General features: G+C 45.6%; 17 protein-coding genes. 9 read left to right on the top strand and 8 right to left on the bottom strand.

The window, feature by feature from the left end:
• Positions 1–196: 196 nt before the first annotated feature.
• The gene (yihA, locus tag AB4503_RS18005) at positions 197–856 is read right to left on the bottom strand and encodes a ribosome biogenesis GTP-binding protein YihA/YsxC (protein WP_372115486.1); all 660 of its coding nucleotides are present in this window, start codon (positions 854–856) and stop codon (positions 197–199) included.
• A 148-nt stretch (positions 857–1,004) separates the two neighbouring features.
• Between yihA and AB4503_RS18010 the strand changes: the two genes are divergently transcribed.
• From AB4503_RS18010 to hemN, 5 genes are all read left to right on the top strand, one after another.
• Positions 1,005–1,622: a cytochrome c gene (locus AB4503_RS18010; protein WP_012602993.1), complete on the top strand. Its 618-nt coding sequence runs from the start codon at positions 1,005–1,007 to the stop codon at positions 1,620–1,622.
• A gap of 557 nt (positions 1,623–2,179) precedes the next feature.
• Positions 2,180–2,818 (top strand): class I SAM-dependent methyltransferase, encoded by a 639-nt coding sequence (locus tag AB4503_RS18015; RefSeq protein ID WP_010433503.1) that lies wholly within the window; start codon positions 2,180–2,182, stop codon positions 2,816–2,818.
• The gene (gene yihI / locus AB4503_RS18020) at positions 2,818–3,375 is read left to right on the top strand and encodes a Der GTPase-activating protein YihI (RefSeq protein ID WP_017060163.1); all 558 of its coding nucleotides are present in this window, start codon (positions 2,818–2,820) and stop codon (positions 3,373–3,375) included. The genes AB4503_RS18015 and yihI overlap by 1 nt, the downstream gene beginning before the upstream one ends.
• Positions 3,376–3,381: 6 nt before the next feature.
• Positions 3,382–3,870, top strand: a complete 489-nt coding sequence (locus AB4503_RS18025; RefSeq protein ID WP_017060164.1) for a DUF2489 domain-containing protein — start codon at positions 3,382–3,384, stop codon at positions 3,868–3,870.
• 284 nt (positions 3,871–4,154) lie between these two features.
• Positions 4,155–5,546: an oxygen-independent coproporphyrinogen III oxidase gene (hemN, locus tag AB4503_RS18030; protein WP_017060165.1), complete on the top strand. Its 1,392-nt coding sequence runs from the start codon at positions 4,155–4,157 to the stop codon at positions 5,544–5,546.
• Between the two features lie 83 nt (positions 5,547–5,629).
• Here hemN and AB4503_RS18035 read toward each other — a convergent pair whose 3' ends face one another.
• The 5 genes from AB4503_RS18035 to glnA all read right to left on the bottom strand — a co-directional run bounded on the left by AB4503_RS18035 (position 5,630) and on the right by glnA (position 13,284).
• Positions 5,630–8,212, bottom strand: coding sequence for an EAL domain-containing protein (locus AB4503_RS18035; protein ID WP_372115487.1), 2,583 nt, complete (start codon positions 8,210–8,212; stop codon positions 5,630–5,632).
• A 108-nt stretch (positions 8,213–8,320) separates the two neighbouring features.
• The gene (gene glnG / locus AB4503_RS18040; RefSeq protein ID WP_372115488.1) at positions 8,321–9,724 is read right to left on the bottom strand and encodes a nitrogen regulation protein NR(I); all 1,404 of its coding nucleotides are present in this window, start codon (positions 9,722–9,724) and stop codon (positions 8,321–8,323) included.
• A 121-nt stretch (positions 9,725–9,845) separates the two neighbouring features.
• Positions 9,846–10,922, bottom strand: coding sequence for a nitrogen regulation protein NR(II) (gene glnL / locus AB4503_RS18045; protein ID WP_019826501.1), 1,077 nt, complete (start codon positions 10,920–10,922; stop codon positions 9,846–9,848).
• A gap of 168 nt (positions 10,923–11,090) precedes the next feature.
• Positions 11,091–11,660: a DUF4124 domain-containing protein gene (locus AB4503_RS18050; protein WP_372115489.1), complete on the bottom strand. Its 570-nt coding sequence runs from the start codon at positions 11,658–11,660 to the stop codon at positions 11,091–11,093.
• 214 nt (positions 11,661–11,874) lie between these two features.
• Positions 11,875–13,284: a glutamate--ammonia ligase gene (glnA, locus tag AB4503_RS18055; protein ID WP_017059221.1), complete on the bottom strand. Its 1,410-nt coding sequence runs from the start codon at positions 13,282–13,284 to the stop codon at positions 11,875–11,877.
• Between the two features lie 562 nt (positions 13,285–13,846).
• Between glnA and typA the strand changes: the two genes are divergently transcribed.
• On the top strand, positions 13,847–15,682 hold the full coding sequence (typA, locus tag AB4503_RS18060) for a translational GTPase TypA (RefSeq protein ID WP_017059220.1): 1,836 nt from the start codon (positions 13,847–13,849) through the stop codon (positions 15,680–15,682).
• Positions 15,683–15,844: 162 nt separating this feature from the next.
• On the opposite strand, the gene AB4503_RS18065 is transcribed toward typA, so the two are convergent.
• Together AB4503_RS18065 and AB4503_RS18070 are read right to left on the bottom strand one after the other, a co-directional pair.
• The gene (locus tag AB4503_RS18065) at positions 15,845–16,375 is read right to left on the bottom strand and encodes an AAA family ATPase (RefSeq protein WP_372115490.1); all 531 of its coding nucleotides are present in this window, start codon (positions 16,373–16,375) and stop codon (positions 15,845–15,847) included.
• Positions 16,376–16,406: 31 nt separating this feature from the next.
• Positions 16,407–17,048, bottom strand: a complete 642-nt coding sequence (locus tag AB4503_RS18070) for a DUF2959 domain-containing protein (protein ID WP_372115491.1) — start codon at positions 17,046–17,048, stop codon at positions 16,407–16,409.
• Between the two features lie 218 nt (positions 17,049–17,266).
• Between AB4503_RS18070 and AB4503_RS18075 the strand changes: the two genes are divergently transcribed.
• The 3 genes from AB4503_RS18075 to AB4503_RS18085 are packed head-to-tail and all read left to right on the top strand — an operon-like array spanning position 17,267 to position 19,566.
• Positions 17,267–18,208: a virulence factor BrkB family protein gene (locus tag AB4503_RS18075; protein ID WP_372115492.1), complete on the top strand. Its 942-nt coding sequence runs from the start codon at positions 17,267–17,269 to the stop codon at positions 18,206–18,208.
• Positions 18,180–18,614, top strand: coding sequence for a D-aminoacyl-tRNA deacylase (gene dtd, locus AB4503_RS18080; RefSeq protein WP_004735590.1), 435 nt, complete (start codon positions 18,180–18,182; stop codon positions 18,612–18,614). Before AB4503_RS18075 ends, dtd begins: the two co-directional genes overlap by 29 nt.
• A gap of 16 nt (positions 18,615–18,630) precedes the next feature.
• Positions 18,631–19,566 carry a bifunctional GNAT family N-acetyltransferase/hotdog fold thioesterase gene (locus tag AB4503_RS18085; RefSeq protein WP_102428477.1) on the top strand — a complete coding sequence of 312 codons (936 nt, stop codon included), beginning with the start codon at positions 18,631–18,633 and terminating at the stop codon, positions 19,564–19,566.
• The last annotated feature ends 29 nt before the right edge of the window (positions 19,567–19,595 follow it).

Here is a 19,595-nt window from a genome sequence, read left to right on the forward strand (position 1 = left end):
TGATTATTTAGATGTGTCTTTTAGTATGGTTCACTTCTATTGGTTTTAGTGGCTAAATCCGATTTTTAACACTAAAAACTTATGCTTAACTCACTCATTTTTGGGCAAAAAAATACCCCACCTATATAAGGAGGGGCATTGATAAGGCTAAATCACGTGTTGTAAGTGCTCTAACCTATAGCGATAAGTAGAGGAACTACTCTGAGTCGTTGTGCTCTTCGTCTGCTAACTCATCAATGATTTGATCAGCAAGCGCAGGCGCAAACCACTCATCCATCTTGGCACGCAGTTGGTCAACGCCGATGCCCTTCATTGAAGAGAAGACATCAACCGCAACATCACCACCGAAAGATTTTGCATCGCTACGGATTTTCAGTAGCTGTGCTTTACGCGCACCACTTTTCAGTTTGTCTGCTTTTGTTAACAAAACCTGTACTGGGATGCGGCTATCGATAGCCCAGTAGATCATTTGTTGGTCAAGGTCTTTCATTGGGTGACGGATATCCATCAATACCACTAAACCTTTCAGGCTTTCACGTCGTTGTAGGTATTCACCTAGCGACTTCTGCCATTTTTTCTTCATCTCAAGTGGTACTTGAGCAAAGCCATATCCAGGTAAATCGACGATATGACAACCGTCCGTTACCTTAAATAGGTTGATTAGCTGAGTTCGACCGGGTGTTTTACTGGTTTTCGCCAAGCTTTTTTGGTTTGTAACGCGATTTAGCGCGCTAGATTTACCAGCATTGGAGCGTCCTGCAAACGCAATTTCGATCCCTTCGTCTTCTGGTAAATGACGAATATCAGGTGCACTGGTAATGAAATGCGTGTTTTGATAATGAATTTTTACGCTCACTGTTAACTCCATCTCGACTTTGTGTAGTCGATTGATTACTTTTTTGTGAATTTGTGTAAAATAACCGTGCTCGGCATAAGGTCGCCTATTGTACCATGAGTGGCAACATAGAGTGGTACTGGAAGCTTGATAATTATAATGGAATGTCATGAAGAAATTAGCGCTAATTTTGAGTCTTTTAGCCAGCTGCTCAGTATGGGCTCAAGGTAGTATTGAAGCTGGTAAAGCCAAATCACAAACATGTGTTGCCTGCCACGGTGCTGACGGCAACAGCCTGATCACTCAGTACCCTAAGCTGGCTGGTCAACATGAGAAGTATCTAGAGAAGCAGTTAAAAGAGCTTAAGCTAGGTATGACAAGTGGTGGTAAGCAAGGTCGTTACGAACCTGTAATGGGTGCAATGGCGATGCCTTTATCTGAAGAAGATATGGCTGACCTAGCGGCATACTACGCCTCTCTACCTATCTCTAGTAACTCTACTCCTGAAAATGTAGTAGATGAAGGTAAGGTTCTTTACACAGCGGGTAACGCAGAACGCGGCGTAACGGCGTGTATTGCTTGTCATGGCCCTCGTGGTAATGGTACCGAACTTTCTGGTTTCCCTAAGATTTCAGGTCAGCACGCAGATTACATCAAGGCTCAACTTGAAAAATTCCGCGATGGTGACCGTAATAACGACATGAATGCGATGATGCGTGATGTAGCTAAAAAGCTAACAGACGCTGATATTGATACCTTATCGAAGTACGTTGGTGGTTTACACTAATTTGTCGGTTTCTTGCTCTTAGCCAGAGTAAAGGAATGTACGTTCGAGCGAGATTGAAGAGACGCCCCGATCAGTAATGGTCGGGGCGTTTTCTTTTGTATTGGTTTTATTAATGCGTTTTGTGTTTATGTCTGATTTATCAATATGTGATCGATTTGTGTACAAAAGTGTGAAGTCGCACTCTTGTAGTCTTTTTGTAACACGGTAAAGTAACAGCCATCAGCTAGGAGCTGACTTAGATATGGATGATCATCTAGTCTAACGGTATAGACAGAAATGGATCAGGCTAGGACAGCCCAGCAACAAGGTGTTAGAAAAGGATAGCCAAAACTCATCAGGACGATGAACAACAAACAAATTTGGCATGGAAAGCACCAATAACAAATGGAGATTTGTGTACCAAGTTGAGTATGCAAATTTTGGCCGATATAGGCAGATTTAGAGAGCGATAGGTTTTCCTATCGCTTTTTTTATTGATTTGATGAAAAAACACCCAATACCTCTCCACTATAAACTCAGTTTCTGGTATGTTTCGCATCCCTGTTTAAGGATGTGCTATGTATACTTGTCCCTTATGCCATCACCAAGGCGTGAATCACTATTTTGAAGACAAACGCAGAGCCTATCTGCAGTGTCAGCAATGTGAACTGGTATTTGTTAAACCTGAACAAAGGTTAGAAGCAAAAGAAGAAAAAGCACACTATGATCTCCATGAGAACGATCCTAGTGATGCAGGCTATCGCCGCTTTTTATCTCGCATCGCGGATCCACTAACAGACAAAATTTCATCTAACTCACACGGGTTGGATTTTGGTTGTGGCCCAGGCCCTACGCTATCTATTATGTTAGAAGAAGCCGGACACACCATGGAGTTGTACGATATCTATTACCACCCAGAACCCTCTGTGTTGGAAAAAACGTATGACTTTATGACTGCCACGGAGGTGATAGAGCATCTTTATCACCCAGACAAAGTGTGGCAGCAATGGTTGAATTTAGTTAAACCCAAGGGCTGGATTGGTCTTATGACTAAACTAGTAATAGACGTAGACGCGTTTGCTGGTTGGCACTACAAGAATGACCCGACACATGTCGTCTTCTTTAGTCGTCAAACATTCCAGTTTTTGGCAGAGCGGGATAAGCTCGAACTAGAATTTTTTGGAAATGATGTAATTTTACTGAGGAAAGTGCAGTAATGGGTCGTAGTAAGAAATCAAGAAAGCCGGGAGCACTTGGCGCTCCGGAGCCTATGGTTACTCGTAACCGTAGTGAATCTGATGTTGAAGGTCGTGAACGTAAGCGTGTTAAAAAGCGTAAAGGCCTTAAGTCTGGCAGCCGTCACTCAGATGGTAGCGAAGCAAAACAGCGTAAAGCTGCACAAGCTCGTGATCCACGTTTAGGCAGCAAGAAAAAAATTCCGCTGATCGTTGAACCAGCGAAGAAGCCGACTAAACAAGAGCGCAAGCTATCTAACGAACAAGAGTTAGAGATGCTTGAGAATGACGCTCAACTGAACACACTCCTAGATCGTATCGAAAATGGTGAAAACCTAGGTGCTGGTCTACAGAAGTTTGTTGATGAGAAACTTGATCGTATCGAACACCTAATGGGACGCTTAGGTCTACTAGAGCCAGAAGACGATGAAGAAGAGATCTTCGAAGAAGCACCGGTTGCCTCTAAGAAGAAAGCGAGCTCTGACGAAGACTTGCTATCTCAATTCGAAGATTTCGATTTAGACAGCTTTAAAGGTTAATAGCCAGTGAACGTAACCTTATTAGCAATTGCTGGTGGAATTATCATTCTCGGCTTGGGCTCTTACGCAGGTTACCTTCTACTTCAAGTGAAGAAGCAGACGGAGTTGCAAAAGCAGCATCAAGCACTAGCCATTGAAAAACGCAACGCGACGATTTACGAAAACGTAAATACTTTGTGCTTAGCGGGCATTCAAGGGCAATGTGACTTACCTGAGATCAGTATCCGAGTGTGTATCATTATGGATAATGTTCAGGGTGATGAGCGTGTCGATTTTGATTCTGAGTATCCTGCTCTTTCTGAGCTGTACCATATCGTAAAAGATATGGCTCGCGGAGAGGCAAGACAGGAACTGACGAAGAAAGAGCGCATGCAGCAGAATCTCACGCGCCATAAGGCAGAGACTCGCTTGAATGATGCGGTCATTGAAGATCTGAAAAGGTTGCAAGAGAAGGTTAAACCTCTCAACAACCAAATCAACATTCAGATGATCTAGTCGCTAAGACTATTTAAAATAGAGGCTTGTTTAATACAGGGTGTTCTTGAGACACCTTATCTTTATAGATAGTGTTAAATGAGCCTTCTTACCTTTTGCGTCTCGTTAATCCCGACGCTTTGTTAGTGATCAAGCTAGCAGTTCTGATTTTTTGTCTAAAAAATTGATTTTGTCTTGGAACGACCTTACAGGTCGTGTGGCAAAATAACCCGTCTATATTTTAATGTATGTAAAATGATTTGAGAGACCTTAGGTTCTCGCGGATCTAAATTGGAAATACCGCTATGTCGAGCAAGCCAGTAACAACGAATCAGCAAATCGTTTGGGATCAAGAGATCTTAAACAAGTACAACTATTCGGGACCTCGTTACACCTCATACCCAACTGCGTTGGAGTTTCATGAAGCGTTTACCGTCGCTGATTACGACATGGCGTGTACTCAATATCCTGAGCGTCCACTCTCTCTTTACGTGCATATCCCGTTCTGCCACAAGCTTTGTTACTACTGTGGTTGTAATAAAGTCATTACTCGTCACTCGCATAAAGCGGATGAGTACCTTGATGTGATTGAACATGAAATCCGCCAACGCGCCTCTTTATTGAATGGCCGTGAAGTGACGCAATTGCACTTCGGTGGTGGTACGCCAACGTTCTTGACCAAAACACAAATCACTCGTTTGATGAGTATTTTGCGTGAAGAGTTTAACTTCACCGCTGACGCTGAAATCAGTATTGAAGTTGACCCGCGTGAGATTGAGCTAGACGTACTTGACCACCTGCGTAACGAAGGCTTCAACCGCCTGAGCATTGGCGTGCAAGACTTCAATAAAGAAGTGCAGAAACTGGTTAACCGTGAGCAAGATGAAGAGTTCATCATTGCGATGGTTAAACGAGCGAAAGAGCTAGGCTTCCGTTCAACTAATCTGGATTTGATCTACGGCCTACCAAAGCAGACTCAAGCTTTGTTCGCTGAAACATTGAAGCAAGTGTTAGAAATGAAGCCGGGCCGTTTATCGGTATTTAACTACGCACACATGCCTCAGCTGTTTGCGGCGCAGCGTAAGATTAAAGACGAAGATCTACCTGAAGCGAAAGAGAAAATGGCTATCTTGCAAGATACCATCGAGACGCTAACGGGAGCGGGTTACCAGTTCATTGGTATGGATCACTTCGCACTACCTGAAGATGAGCTAGCCGTAGCACAGCGTGAAGGTATTCTGCATCGTAACTTCCAAGGCTACACGACCCAAGGTGAAGCTGACTTAATTGGTTTCGGTGTTTCTGCGATTTCTATGGTTGGTGATGCTTACGCACAAAATCAGAAAGAGCTGAAGAAGTACTACGCTCAGGTGAATGACCTGCGTCATGCACTTTGGAAAGGTGTGGTATTAGACAGTGATGACCTAGTGCGTCGTGAGGTCATTAAACAGCTTATCTGTAACTTTAAGCTTGATAAAACCATGATCGAGTCTGAGTTTTCTGTAGACTTTAATGGTTACTTCAAAGAAGACTTAGGGCTCCTGCAAACCTTCATCAATGATGAGTTGGTTGAAGTGGATGACAAAGAAATCCGCGTGACTTTGCGTGGCCGTTTGCTGATCCGTAACATCTGTATGTGTTTTGATAAATACTTACGTGCAAAGGCTCGCCAGCAGCAATTCTCTCGCGTTATCTAATCGCTCGATAGAGAATAGAACAATAAAAAATGCCAGCATCATGCTGGCATTTTTGTATCTGACTCATTCGATTTCTGCCTGGTTTAGGTGAGACTCTCAGTGGTATTTTGTTTGACCTTGGCACTTTGCTTGGAGTTGATGAGGTCGGTAGGCCATTGGTCAAACGGAACTGGGCGACTGTATAAGAAGCCTTGAGCAAGCGGGCACTGCAGCTGCTTGAGAAGTTCAGCCTGTTGCTGTGTTTCAACGCCCTCTGCCACCAAGCTTACTTTGAAGCCCTTAGTGATGTTAACGATGGCCGCGACGATGGAGCTATCTAGGTTCTCTTTATCAAGTTTGCTGACAAAGCTGCGGTCGATCTTAAGGCAGTCGAATGGCAGTTTGTGTAAGTAAGCCAGTGACGAATAGCCGGTACCAAAGTCATCAATCGCAATTGATATCCCTAGTGCTTTTAGAGTCAGCATGTTATCGATGATGGTCGGGTCGTTGTCGACGATGCGTGATTCGGTGATCTCTAGTGTCAGGTTGCTTGCTGGCAGATTTGTGTCTCGCAACGTGCCTTTTACTTGTTCCACAAAGCCACTTTCACTCAGTTGATCGACCGACAGGTTAACGTGAATAGAGAAGTCCTTGCTCCACTTTCCTGATTCAATCGCGATGGCAGTATCTCGACACGACTTATGCAGAATTTGTTTTCCGATATCGTCAATGAGCCCGCTCTCTTCCGCGAGAGGAATGAACTCGAGTGGCGAGATCACCCCTTCATCCGTTATCCAGCGAGCTAAAGCTTCTGCTCCTATGGTCGAGCCAGATTCCAGATCAATAATAGGCTGATAAAACGGTTCGAACTGTTGAAGCTCAATCGCTCGGTTCATCCGCGCTAACATCTTGGTGCGATGTCTCGATGCTTTGCCCATTTCAAGGCTATAAATACAGACACTGGTTTTGTCTTGTTTCGCATTGCTCAATGCAATGCTGCTGCTGCGTAGCAGGAGTGTAATGTCGTGAAGATTCGAGACATTCACTATCCCCATCGATACCTTAATCACCACGCTTTCCGATTCCATTGAAAATGGGGAAGCGAAGGTTTGAAGTAAGCGGTTAGTCAGCAGCTGAACATCATCGCTTTGCGTTACGTTTGGCGCGTAGATGGCAAACTCATCACCACCAGTGCGAGCTAGTAGGTATTCGGATGGCAGTTTGCCTCTTAAACGAGCGGCCGCAATGATAAGTAGCTGGTCGCCATTGTAATGACCTAGGCTGTCATTGATGTCTCGGAAGCGATCAATACCAATCAAATACAGTGTGCCTTTTTCGTTGTCGGGGTGTTTCTTGGCAGCGTCAATAAAGCCTTCACGGCTGTATAGCTTGGTTAATGAGTCATAGGTAAGTTGAGACTGTAATGCATGAAACGAAGCCTTTAAGTTGTTGGTCATTTCATTGAATGACTCGACCAACATGCTGGTTTCATATATATGCCCTGTTTTTGGCATGCTCGCGTCCCAATCGCCCTTAGCAAGGCGTTTTGCCGCATCCGCTGTCGAGGTGATGGGTTGGGTTGCGCGATTAAAGGCAATTAATCCTGCAATGACCCCAATGCAGCTCAGTGCTAGCCCAAGCAACCAACTGTTTCTTTGATTTTCTGGCAATTCACCGAGCAGATTGCTTTCAGGGATCGACACCCCAATAAACCACGTGAGCCCGTGCTCATCTTCGTATGGGGTGATTTGGTTGAAGTAGCGTTCGTTGTCTAGGCTAAAACTAAAGCGCTGCTCGCCCAAATTCTCGATTAGGTGGAATTGCTCTACGTAGCTAGCACTCTCACGTATGACTGGATTAGCACTCTCTGTTGCCAGTTTGCGTTGCCCTTTGTTGGTTTGTCCTGTGCCCCATGAAACGACACTGCCTCCGCCTGAGTGCGCGACCAAGCGTTGCTGCTTATCGATGATGTAAACAGAGGCATCCGTTCTATCTTTGAGCTTTCTGAGAAACGCATTGAAGGTATTGATTTTGATGTCGCTGACTACGACGGCTTTGAATTCATTATCATCATAGATAGGCGCTAGAGCAGATAAGGTGATTTCTTGACGTTCGTCAGCATTGGCATAAATTGGTGACCATAACGGTTTTTTCTGTGTCGCAATGGGTGTGTACCAAGGACGGATTCTAGGATCGTAACCTGAAATCACCGATCGAATGTCTTCACTAATTTTGCTGCCACGGTAAATGACCAGCTGATCATTGGTGCGTTCGTCTTGCACCATCAAGGTGTAGCCTTTGTTGGCTTCTTTGCGGAAACCGACGTAGTTACCATCTTCAGAACCAAAGCCGATCGCATCGAGTTGAGGTACAGCAGTGTAATGGTCTGAAAACGTATAAAAAATATAGTCTTGGACCTTACTAAGATTGCCTGCTTGATAAAGATGGTGGTAGCCGATGTTATGGCTGAGCGAGAGGTTGGCGTGAAATGGCTTTTCTAAAAAATTAGACAGGCTTTGATGAACATTGTCAGTCAGTGATGTCAGCTGGCGTGCACTAACATCACTCACCATCTCTTTGTAGCTTAGCTTTTGAGTGAAAACCATTACACCCATAGTGAACAGAAAAATCATCACGAATGGCAGAACCACTGCGGTTCTCAAAGTAATTTGTGTTTTCAAAGACATCTTTAGCTACAACTTTGGTGAATAGTGTACTGTAATTGTACCGACACTATTCAAACCAAGCGACACTTTTTTGGTTAAAAAGTAGCTGCATCGAGAATCATATAAGGTCTAGTACAGTTCTTTGAGTTTACGAGTTAGGGTGTTTCTTCCCCATCCCAAAACCTTAGCTGCATCCTGTTTATGACCATTAGTGTGGTGGAGTGCAGCCTCGAGCAGTATACGTTCAAACTCTGGTAGAGCGTAAGTGAGCAGCTCTTTTTCTCCTGAATCAAGCGCACATTTCGCCCAATTCGCGAGCAGTTGCTGCCAGTTATCCCCAGAACCTGAAGTGGTCACGACTTTTTCTTCCAACAATTCCGGTGGTAGATCGGAAGGCAGTATCTCGCTGCCGCTAGCCATCACCGTTAACCAACGACAAATATTCTCAAGCTGACGTACGTTACCAGGCCAATTGAGCTGGTTGAGCTTCAAAATGGTCTCAGGATGCAGTGTCTTCACTTCAACACCGAGCTCTTCGGCGGCGGATGCTAGGAAGTGATGAGTCAGCTTTTCAATGTCTTGTTTACGTTCGCGAAGTGCCGGGATATGGATTCGGATAACGTTGAGTCGGTGGAAAAGGTCTTCACGGAAGTCGCCTTCATGCACTAAGCGCTCAAGATCTTGGTGGGTTGCGGCAACGATACGAACGTCTACCTTAACTGCAGAGTGACCGCCGACACGATAGAACTGACCATCAGAAAGTACACGCAACAAGCGAGTTTGGATATCGAGTGGCATGTCACCGATCTCATCCAGAAATAGGGTGCCGCCGTTGGCTTGTTCAAAGCGTCCTTGGCGAACGCTGTTAGCACCGGTAAAGGCACCTTTTTCGTGGCCAAACAGTTCAGACTCGATCAGATCTTTGGGGATTGCTGCCATGTTCAAGGCAATGAAGGGCTTCTTAGCTCTTGGGCTGTGACGATGCAGAGCGTGAGCGACCAATTCTTTACCGGTACCCGATTCACCATTGATCAGCACGGATATGGATGAGCGAGACAAACGGCCAATCGCTCGGAAAACCTCCTGCATTGCCGGTGCTTCACCGATGATTTCTGGCGCGTTGGTGTCTTCAACGACCTCACTGGCTTGTTCGCGTTTCTTCTCTTGGCTGTGCGCGATCGCTCGTTCGACTAGAGTCAGTGTTTCATCAATATCGAACGGCTTTGGTAGATATTCAAAGGCGCCTTTTTGATAAGCATTCACCGCCGCATCAAGGTCTGAGTGCGCGGTCATAATGATCACGGGCAGGTCGGGAGAGCGTTGATGAACCTGATGCAACAGCTCAATCCCGTTAATGCCGGGCATGCGAATGTCAGACACCAATACGTCCGGTGTCTCGCGCTCAAGCGCAAGCAACACGCTCTCAGCATCAGCAAATGTTTCACACTTAATATCCGCAGATGAAAGTGTTTTCTCTACTACCCAGCGGATAGAGCTGTCGTCATCGACGACCCAAACGTATCCCTTACTCATAATTCAATTCCTTTGCAGCCAAATCTATTGTGATAATCATTGTTGTTTTTATGATGTCTTAATCTTTGTGTTACCGAGCTAAGCCTTTCATCTCGCTGTCCAATAGCGAGGTTCTTATGACCTAAATCGGTAGATAAATCGTGAATGTGGTGTTGCCTGGCCAGCTTTCAACATCAATTTTCCCATTGTGTTGATCGATCAGGTTTTGAGAAATCGATAGCCCCAGCCCTGTTCCACCTTCTCGTCCGCTGACCATTGGGTAAAACAGCGTGTCTTTTAAATCATCGGGGATGCCCGGACCGTTATCGCTGATCTCAATACGAGCTGCGAGTTTGTGTCGCTGCCCGTGAATATTTGCTTGATGCACCGTTCTGGTGCGAATGGTGATTTTGCCAGAATCTTGAGTCTTTAGAATCTGCGCTGCATTGCTCACGATATTGAGCATCGCTTGTTCAACCTGTGCCGAATCCATCAAGATGTCCGGTAGGCTCGGGTCGTAATCCCTTTCGATGGCGAGCGTTGAACCCGATTCGAGCTCTACGAGCTGCCTGACTTTCTCAAGTATCTGGTGAAGGTTCTCTTCTGATTTAGTCCCCGGCTTCTGTGGGCCAAGCAGACGGTCGACTAATGCTCTTAAGCGGTCGGCTTGCTCAATAATGATCTGCGTATATTCATTAAGAGACTGATCAGGAAGCATTTTCCCAAGTAACTGCGCCGCACCTCTTAAGCCACCGAGTGGATTTTTGATCTCATGTGCTAACCCGCGTACCAGCAACTTAGCCGCTTGTTGTTGTGCATGTTGGTTGAGCTCTTGGCTAAGGCGTCTTTGCTGGTCTATCTTGCGCATCTCAACCAATAACAGCGTCTCTCGCTGCCAAGATATTGGGCTAACCGTGACTTCAAGCATCAGTGGGCGGTTATCAACAACGAAGGTAACGTCACTGTCGGTAATGCTCTGGCCACTTTGTAGCGGTTGCGTCAGAAGCGCCAAATCAAGTGAAGCGTGTTGGATAAGTTGGCTCAGTGGATGATCAACGATGCGTCGTGCGCTCTGTGAAAAGAGCTGCTCAGCGGCCGGATTTGCGTATCGGACATACAATTGCTCATCGAGCATTAATGTCGAAGTCACCATATTGTCGAGAATGGCGCTGGAAAGATGGTGTGTATCTATGCTGTCGCTTTTGGCTGATCGATTCACTATTTCGTCCTTGAACTGGTGTTTTTCTCACTGCACCAAATTGGTGCGTAGCTAAGTTCAAGTATGGCGCATATCAACCAGAAGCTAAAGATAATTCATTAGAGTCGCTGAAAGCTGCTTCGATTAGGTGAAAAGTAGAGGTTATTTGGCCTCTTTTAACACATTGGCCTACTTGAGCGTCGCTCGATGTAAATACACGGTGACTGGACTAGTAGATGCAATAAGCTTGCCGCTTCTATGTGCTTGAATTGCAATGGTGTGAGTACCTCGATCGATACCTTTTAATTCCCAAATAGGTTGGGTCTGTGGGGCGCCATATCGACGGCCATCGAGCATCAATTGTAATTGCTCACCTATACCAAGCTTTCGGTTGAGTTCTATCTGAATCGGGATTAAGCCGCGATTACTACGAATGGTTTGATCATGAACTGGAGTCAACATGGTGAGGGCTAATTGAGTAGGAACCTCGCGCTTTGTGGTTTCGGTTTCTGCCTGAGTTTTGGCTGGCGTTGCCGTTTTAGTTGTAGAGGAAGCAGCAGCGTCAACCGGAGTTGAGGCCTCAAATTTAGGGGCGGGTGCTGAAGCTTGCACATCTGGCAGGCGAAGAGCCTCGGCATCTTGAGCGCTAGGGTTATCACTAAAGTGGAGCACGTCATCTTCATCTATCCAGGTATACACCGTTTGAGCAGAGCACGAGAGCGCGACTGTTAACCCGATTAGGAACAGTATGTTTTTCATATCTTTAGCCTCTTTTCACCGCTAGGTGATTTCACGTTTGGCGTTGGTTTTATTGTATTTAGCGCGACAGCCTCTGAGGGCTTTTGTCTAAGGTATGGTACGAGGAAGCGGGGGGAGGGAGAATATAAAAAAGGCCCGCCTGCGAGGCGAGCCTAATATTTAGTCAGCGATTCTTACAAGGTTGCAGTAAGAAATGGCTTATCTCTACAGGAGATTAAACTGAGTAGTACAGTTCAAACTCAAGTGGGTGTGTAGCCATGTTCACGCGTTGTACGTCGTCAGATTTCAGAGTGATGTAAGAATCGATGAAATCGTCAGAGAATACGCCGCCAGCTGTTAGGAACTCACGGTCTTCGCTAAGCGCTGCTAGAGCTTCTTGTAGAGATTCTGCAACTGTTGGGATTTCAGCTGCTTCTTCTGCAGGAAGGTCGTATAGATCTTTATCCATAGCTTCGCCTGGGTGAATCTTGTTCTTGATGCCGTCAAGGCCAGCCATAAGCATTGCTGAGTAGCATAGGTATGGGTTAGCTGCTGGGTCACCAAAACGTAGCTCGATACGACGTGCTTTAGGGCTTGGTACTACTGGGATACGGATAGAAGCAGAACGGTTACGTGCTGAGTAAGCAAGCATTACAGGTGCTTCGAAACCAGGTACAAGACGCTTGTACGAGTTAGTTGATGGGTTAGCAAACGCGTTGATTGCACGAGCGTGCTTGATTACACCACCGATGTAGTAAAGAGCCATTTCAGATAGGCCGCCGTACTTATCACCAGCAAACAGGTTAACGCCGTCTTTTGCTAGAGATTGGTGAACGTGCATACCAGAACCGTTGTCACCAACTAGTGGCTTAGGCATGAATGTCGCTGTTTTACCAAATGCGTGAGCAACGTTGTGTACAACGTACTTGTAGATTTGAGTTTCATCAGCTTTCGCTGTTAGCGTGTTGAAGCGAGTAGCGATTTCGTTTTGACCCGCAGTTGCTACTTCATGGTGGTGAGCTTCAACAACTAGGCCCATCTCTTCCATTACTAGACACATTGCTGAACGGATGTCTTGAGATGAATCTACTGGAGCTACTGGGAAGTAACCGCCTTTAACGCCAGGACGGTGACCTTTGTTACCGCCTTCGAAGTCAGAACCTGTGTTCCAAGCTGCTTCTACGTCATCGATCTTGAAGAAAGAACCAGACATGTCGTTTGAGAACTTAACGTCGTCAAATAGGAAGAATTCTGGCTCTGGACCAACTAGAACTGTGTCTGCGATACCTGTAGAACGTAGGTACTCTTCAGAACGTTTAGCGATAGAGCGTGGGTCACGGTCGTAGCCTTGCATTGTTGCAGGCTCAAGGATGTCACAACGGATGTTTAGTGTTGCGTCTTCTGTGAATGGGTCCAGTACAGCAGATGCTGCGTCTGGCATCATTACCATGTCAGATTCGTTAATGCCTTTCCAACCAGCTACTGAAGAGCCGTCAAACATTTTGCCTTCTTCGAAGAAGTCTGCATCAACTTGGTGAGAAGGAATAGAGATATGCTGCTCTTTACCTTTTGTATCAGTAAAACGTAAGTCGATAAATTTAACTTCGTTCTCTTGGATCAGGGATAGTACATTTTCTACTGACATCTTGGATAACCTCCAGTGTTATTAATTCGGTATTAGCTCGATTCGGTTGAAACTAGCATTGATTAATGTCTATAAGTGCATTAATCGATGCTGATTTATCTATAGCCAAAAACGTGCCAAAAAAATTATTCCATTAATTTCAATGATTTACTTGTTTTTCGGTTTTGCTTAATTTGGTTTTTGCACCAAAATGATCTCCGGGCGCACCTTATTGGTGCAATTGTTTGTCTGTGCACCAATATGAGACATAAGCGAGCACCATTCAGCAATGAATTGCCTAAGTTGTCAATCCACTTTTGTTATTTTGCGGGAGATTTGGTTCGCCACTCGCAGGTGATACTTTTTTAGAGTCCTACGAATTGGGCTGTTCAACACTGTACTGAATCAAAGTTAAGCGGATATGAATCGCTAATAAAGAAAAAAGCCCCGGTTCAGATCACATATTTCTGGGTTTTTGTCTAGAATCTGGTATATTATTGACCGTTTTTTAAATCAAGCTAGCGGTTATTATCCAAACTTTTGAGATAAGTGACGGCTACTTTTATGAGTGAATCGAGAATCCATGTCTACTCCACAGATTGATAAGTTAAGAAATATCGCGATCATCGCGCACGTTGACCACGGTAAAACGACTTTGGTTGATAAACTGCTACAACAGTCAGGCACTCTTGAGTCTCGTGGTGAAGCTGAAGAGCGTGTCATGGATTCGAATGACATCGAAAAAGAGCGTGGCATTACCATTCTTGCTAAGAACACAGCAATCAACTGGAATGATTACCGCATCAACATCGTAGATACTCCGGGACACGCGGACTTCGGTGGTGAAGTTGAGCGTATCATGTCTATGGTTGACTCTGTTCTGCTTATCGTTGACGCAGTTGATGGCCCAATGCCTCAAACTCGTTTCGTAACGCAAAAAGCATTCGCACACGGTCTTAAGCCAATCGTTGTAATCAACAAGATTGACCGCCCAGGCGCTCGTCCTGATTGGGTTATGGATCAAGTATTCGACCTTTTCGACAACCTAGGTGCTACTGATGAGCAACTAGACTTCACAGTTGTTTACGCTTCAGCTCTGAACGGTTGGGCAACAATGACTGAAGGCGAAACTGGCGAGAACATGGAACCATTGTTCCAAGCTGTTGTTGATACAGTAGACGCGCCTGCAGTTGACCTTGACGGTCCACTACAAATGCAAATTTCGCAACTTGATTACAGCTCTTACGTAGGTGTTATCGGTGTTGCTCGTGTTACTCGTGGTTCTGTTAAACCAAACCAACAAGTAACTATCGTCAATGCAGAAGGCAAAAAACGTAACGGTAAAGTAGGTACAGTTCTTGGTTACCTAGGTCTTGACCGTCACGAAGTTGAGCAAGCTAACGCTGGCGACATCATTGCAATCACTGGTCTTGGTGAGCTGAAAATTTCAGACACTATCTGTGACGTAAACAATGTTGAAGCAATGACTCCGCTTTCTGTTGATGAACCAACAGTAACAATGACGTTCCAAGTAAACACTTCTCCGTTCGCGGGTAAAGAAGGTAAGTTCGTTACTTCACGTAACATCCTTGAGCGTCTAGAGAAAGAACTAGTACACAACGTTGCACTACGTGTTGAAGAAACTGATAACCCAGATCGTTTCCGTGTTTCAGGTCGTGGTGAACTTCACCTATCTATCCTGATCGAAAACATGCGTCGTGAAGGTTTCGAGCTAGCTGTATCTCGTCCAGAAGTTATCATCAAGAAAGACGAAGATGGCAACCTAACTGAACCGTTTGAAACTGTGACTATCGACGTGCTTGAAGAGCACCAAGGTGGCATCATGGAAAACATCGGTCTACGTAAAGGTGAGCTAACTGATATGTCTCCAGATGGCAAAGGCCGTGTTCGCATGGACTTCATGATGCCTTCTCGTGGTCTTATCGGTTTCCAAACTGAGTTCCTAACTCTAACGTCTGGTTCTGGTCTTCTTTACCACTCATTTGATCACTACGGTCCTCACAAAGGCGGCGTAATCGGTCAACGTAACAACGGTGTTCTAATCTCGAACGCAACTGGTAAAGCTCTGACTTACGCACTATTCAACCTACAAGAACGTGGTCGTCTATTTGCTGAGCACGCGGATGAAGTATACGAAGGTCAAATCATCGGTATTCACAACCGTTCAAACGACCTAACAGTAAACTGTCTGAAAGGTAAGCAGCTAACGAACGTTCGTGCATCTGGTACTGATGAAGCACAGGTTCTTTCGCCACCTATCCGTCACACTCTAGAGCAAGCTCTTGAGTTCATCGACGAAGACGAACTAGTAGAAGTAACGCCAGTAAGCATTCGTATCCGTAAGAAGCTTCTTACGGAAAACGAACGTAAGCGTGCAGCACGTCCAGCTAAGGCTTAATTGCCAGCTGACTAGCTTCTAGCTAACAAGCAATACGTTTTAGAATAAGTAAGAAAGCCCCGAGTAGCCTAGCTGCTCGGGGCTTTTTTTTTTTAGTTTGTTTAGATACGGTTAAACGAGATTTCGTCATCCTCAAGAGGGAGGAACGACCGAGTTGGGGATCTAGCTTTTGATACCTAAGTAACGCTCAACGAATTGAAGCCGTTCTTCGACTGGCATAAACGGCACTTCAACCACCTCATAACCAAGTTCTTGGTAGACTCTTTCTAACGCGTGGTGAATCTCTAACGCCTCCTCAAACGGATAAGGTCTCACATCATCTTGTACATAAACTGAAGCCTCAGGGCGACAGAACAACACTTGGGGGTGATAACCTTGGCTCGCTTTTCGGTAGGTTGTGTTTATCTCTAGTTTCGCCTGAGCCAAATAGCCACAAATGTCTGGAATGGCACGATCGAGAAAGGCAACTTGATGCTGACGGGCTTGGTCTTTTTGTTCGCTCATGACGGTTAAACATAGGCGAGCAAAGCCCGGAAGGTCTAACCAAGGCAATATACCGTTCTCAAGTTGGCTCTGCTGTTCGATTAACTGGCGAGAGGACTCAGCGAAGGTGGGGTAACTCGCACCAGCCAACGCATTTATCAGTGTGGTTTTTCCGGCACCAGGGCCGCCAGTTATAATGATTGGGTTCATACGGGCTTATCTTTATTTGTGCCTACGGGCGTTATTTCTGGTTTAGTTGAGCAAGGAACTTATCCGATTCGGCGATCGCAGCATTCATCTGTTCTATTGCGTAGGCGATGTCTTTTTCTAAGCTCATAAACTCACCTTGCAGCGAGCCGACAGCGCTCGCATTGAGGTTGTGCTTCAAGTAAAGCGTGTTGTCGCGAAGGGTATTGAGCACTGGGTCCATTTTCTTCTCGGCGCGCTTCATTGCTGACAGCATCGTTTGGTAAGACAATTTAGTTTCACGAAGCTTTTGCTCGCTCGAGCGGCGCAGTGAATCACTGGTGTAGAGATCTAACTCACTCTGCCACTCTTCAAACAGCGCATCCGACACATCTTCAATCGCAGCAATGCGGTCACTGACATTTTGCGCGGCTTTCTCGCTGTCTTGGTATTTATCATTGATTTGCTTGTACATGTCTTCAAGGTCGCCGCCACTGAAGTTAGTCAGGCTGCTGAGTGCTTCAAGTGCGCTGGTAAACTCTTCCTGAGCATCCTGCTGTGACTCTTTAGCGTCTTCCACTCTATCAACCATAATGTCACGCTTGTGATAGCCCACTTGCTCCATTGCGGAGTAATAAGCTGATTGGCATCCAGTAAGAGTAAAAATAGAGAGGACTATAACTATTAAATAAGGCATCCTAGTTTCCTATAGTTAAATAATATCAATCGTAGTAAATAACCGCTCAACCTAGCTTGTTAAAATGCTCGATAACGGCGTTAGAATTTTTGATTGTAGAATAACTACTTATCGAAACTACTTGTCAAAAAAAGCTGCCTTGTTCTCAAGCCTTTTTCCTACGCTATTTTTGAACACTTATTCACTGTGATTGATATATCGGAATAATAATTAGGACTATGAACGAGTTACAAGGGAGTTACAAGTTGAAGATAAAAAAGGTCGCCACACTCAGTATTCAGTTTTCTCGCTATCTTTTGGCGCGAATGACGCACGATAGAGTCAACGTGAATGCGGGCTACTTGGCGTACATTACTTTGCTCTCGATCGTACCGATGTTGACGGTTCTGCTCTCTATCTTGTCATCATTTTCCATCTTTGCTGATGTTGGTATCGTGATTCAAAACTTCGTTATTATCAACTTTGTTCCAGCGTCAGGAGATGCGGTGCACGGTGCCTTGCTCGAGTTTGTTGCCAACACGGGTAAGATGACGGCGGTCGGTAGTGTGTTCTTGTTCATTGCGGCACTGATGTTGATCTCGAATATCGATAAGAACCTAAACTACATCTGGCGTGTTAATGAGAAGCGACGTGCGGTATTGTCGTTCTCAATGTACTGGATGGTGCTAACACTTGGGCCGCTCTTGGTTGGTGCGAGTATTGCTGCCACTTCGTATGTGACATCGCTCAGTCTGCTACAAAATGAAGTCGTATCTGGCGCCTTTAATACCGTAATTCGCAAACTGCCTTTGATTCTCTCTTTCTTTGCGTTTTTCGGTCTGTACCTGTTGGTTCCCAACAAAAAGATACACTTTTCTCATGCGGCTGCAGGTTCTCTAGTGGCGGCTCTGTTGTTCGAACTCAGTAAGAAAGGCTTCGCGGCCTACATTACTCAATTCCCTTCTTACCAGTTGATTTATGGCGCATTGGCGGCGATTCCCATTCTTTTTGTCTGGGTTTATTTGTGCTGGTTGATTGTGCTGGTGGGTGCTGAGGTGACCGCTGCATTGGGTGAGCAGGAACAGTGGAGTGACTCGAAAGAAATGGTACACTCGTCGGATAACGACAAAATCACAGAGCAAGGAAACAACAGTGATAGCACTGATCCAGAGAGTAAGTGAAGCTGCCGTCCGTGTTGATGGCGAAGTAGTTGGTGAGATTGAACAAGGCTTATTAGTTTTGTTAGGCGTAGAAAAAGGTGACGACGAAGCCAAAGCCAAACGTTTGATGGAACGAGTGACCACTTATCGTGTCTTTGGAGACGAAGACGATAAAATGAACCTCAACGTGAAGCAAGTAGAAGGTAAGGTATTAGTGGTGTCTCAATTCACTCTGCCGGCCGATACCAAGAAAGGGACTCGAGCAGGGTTCTCTCGTGGTGCTCACCCAGAAGATGCTGAGCGTCTTTATAACTATTTCTCTGACCAGTGTGAATCAGTGTTACCAACGGAACGTGGCCGATTCGCAGCCGACATGAAAGTGTCTTTGGTTAATGATGGCCCAGTGACATTCTGGCTGCAGGTTTAGGCTTAAAGGAATAAGCATGTTTAAACTCATAACACCAACCACCGAAAATCAGCTAAACAAGTATTACCATTTTCGTTGGCAGATGCTCCGTGAACCTTGGCGAATGCCGGTAGGTTCTGAGCGCGATGAATATGACCCAATGAGTCACCATCGCATGATTGTTGATGGTCGTGGTCGCCCGATGGCGATTGGTCGTCTGTATATCACCCCAGATCTGGAAGGTCAGATCCGCTATATGGCGGTGAAGAAATCTCGCCAAAGTAAAGGCATGGGTTCGTTGATTCTAGTCGCACTTGAGTCATTGGCTCGCCAAGAGGGTGCTAAGCGCTTGGTGTGTAATGCACGTGAAGATGCGATCTCATTCTATGAGAAGAATGAATTTGAACGTCGCGGTGAGATTAACGATCAACGTGGCCCTGTGCGTCACCAACAGATGGTTAAGCATCTTGACCCAATGGCAGACGTTCTGCGTAAGCCTGAGTGGTGTAATGAGCTTCAGCAGCGCTGGGAACATCAGATCCCGATCAGTGACAAGATGGGCATCAAGATCAACCAATACACGGGTTACCAATTTGAGTGTAGTGCTCAGCTGAATCCCAACTTGAACCCGCATAATACCATGTTTGCAGGCTCTGCCTTTACCTTAGCGACCTTAACTGGTTGGGGGATGACTTGGTTATTGATGAAAGAACGCGGGCTGACCGGTGATATCGTGCTGGCAGACAGTAATATTCGTTATCGTCACCCGGTTGAGCAAAACCCTGTTGCCTCTACTTCATTGGATGGGATCAGTGGTGACTTGGACCGCCTTGCGTCAGGAAGAAAGGCACGTATCATCATTCACGTGACCATTCATAGCGGCGATGTGGAAGCGGTAGAGTTTACGGGAACCTATATGCTGATCCCTGACTACAAAAAGCGATTATCAACAGACTCCAACGTAAGCGTATAGCTGACACTGGCTAACAGATACAGATACAG

This window comes from Vibrio sp. 10N.222.55.B11, from assembly GCF_041473705.1.
Taxonomy (GTDB): domain Bacteria; phylum Pseudomonadota; class Gammaproteobacteria; order Enterobacterales; family Vibrionaceae; genus Vibrio; species Vibrio crassostreae_C.

Excerpts from the sequence above, each read along its gene's own strand:
- AB4503_RS18035 (WP_372115487.1), bottom strand. The coding sequence starts at position 8,212 with ATGTCTTTGAAAACACAAATTACTTTGAGAACCGCAGTGGTTCTGCCA.
- AB4503_RS18085 (WP_102428477.1), top strand. The coding sequence starts at position 18,631 with ATGTTTAAACTCATAACACCAACCACCGAAAATCAGCTAAACAAGTAT.
- AB4503_RS18050 (WP_372115489.1), bottom strand. The coding sequence starts at position 11,660 with ATGAAAAACATACTGTTCCTAATCGGGTTAACAGTCGCGCTCTCGTGC.
- typA (WP_017059220.1), top strand. The coding sequence starts at position 13,847 with ATGTCTACTCCACAGATTGATAAGTTAAGAAATATCGCGATCATCGCG.
- AB4503_RS18075 (WP_372115492.1), top strand. The coding sequence starts at position 17,267 with ATGAACGAGTTACAAGGGAGTTACAAGTTGAAGATAAAAAAGGTCGCC.
- glnG (WP_372115488.1), bottom strand. The coding sequence starts at position 9,724 with ATGAGTAAGGGATACGTTTGGGTCGTCGATGACGACAGCTCTATCCGC.
- glnA (WP_017059221.1), bottom strand. The coding sequence starts at position 13,284 with ATGTCAGTAGAAAATGTACTATCCCTGATCCAAGAGAACGAAGTTAAA.
- hemN (WP_017060165.1), top strand. The coding sequence starts at position 4,155 with ATGTCGAGCAAGCCAGTAACAACGAATCAGCAAATCGTTTGGGATCAA.
- AB4503_RS18010 (WP_012602993.1), top strand. The coding sequence starts at position 1,005 with ATGAAGAAATTAGCGCTAATTTTGAGTCTTTTAGCCAGCTGCTCAGTA.
- yihI (WP_017060163.1), top strand. The coding sequence starts at position 2,818 with ATGGGTCGTAGTAAGAAATCAAGAAAGCCGGGAGCACTTGGCGCTCCG.
- AB4503_RS18070 (WP_372115491.1), bottom strand. The coding sequence starts at position 17,048 with ATGCCTTATTTAATAGTTATAGTCCTCTCTATTTTTACTCTTACTGGA.
- AB4503_RS18065 (WP_372115490.1), bottom strand. The coding sequence starts at position 16,375 with ATGAACCCAATCATTATAACTGGCGGCCCTGGTGCCGGAAAAACCACA.
- AB4503_RS18015 (WP_010433503.1), top strand. The coding sequence starts at position 2,180 with ATGTATACTTGTCCCTTATGCCATCACCAAGGCGTGAATCACTATTTT.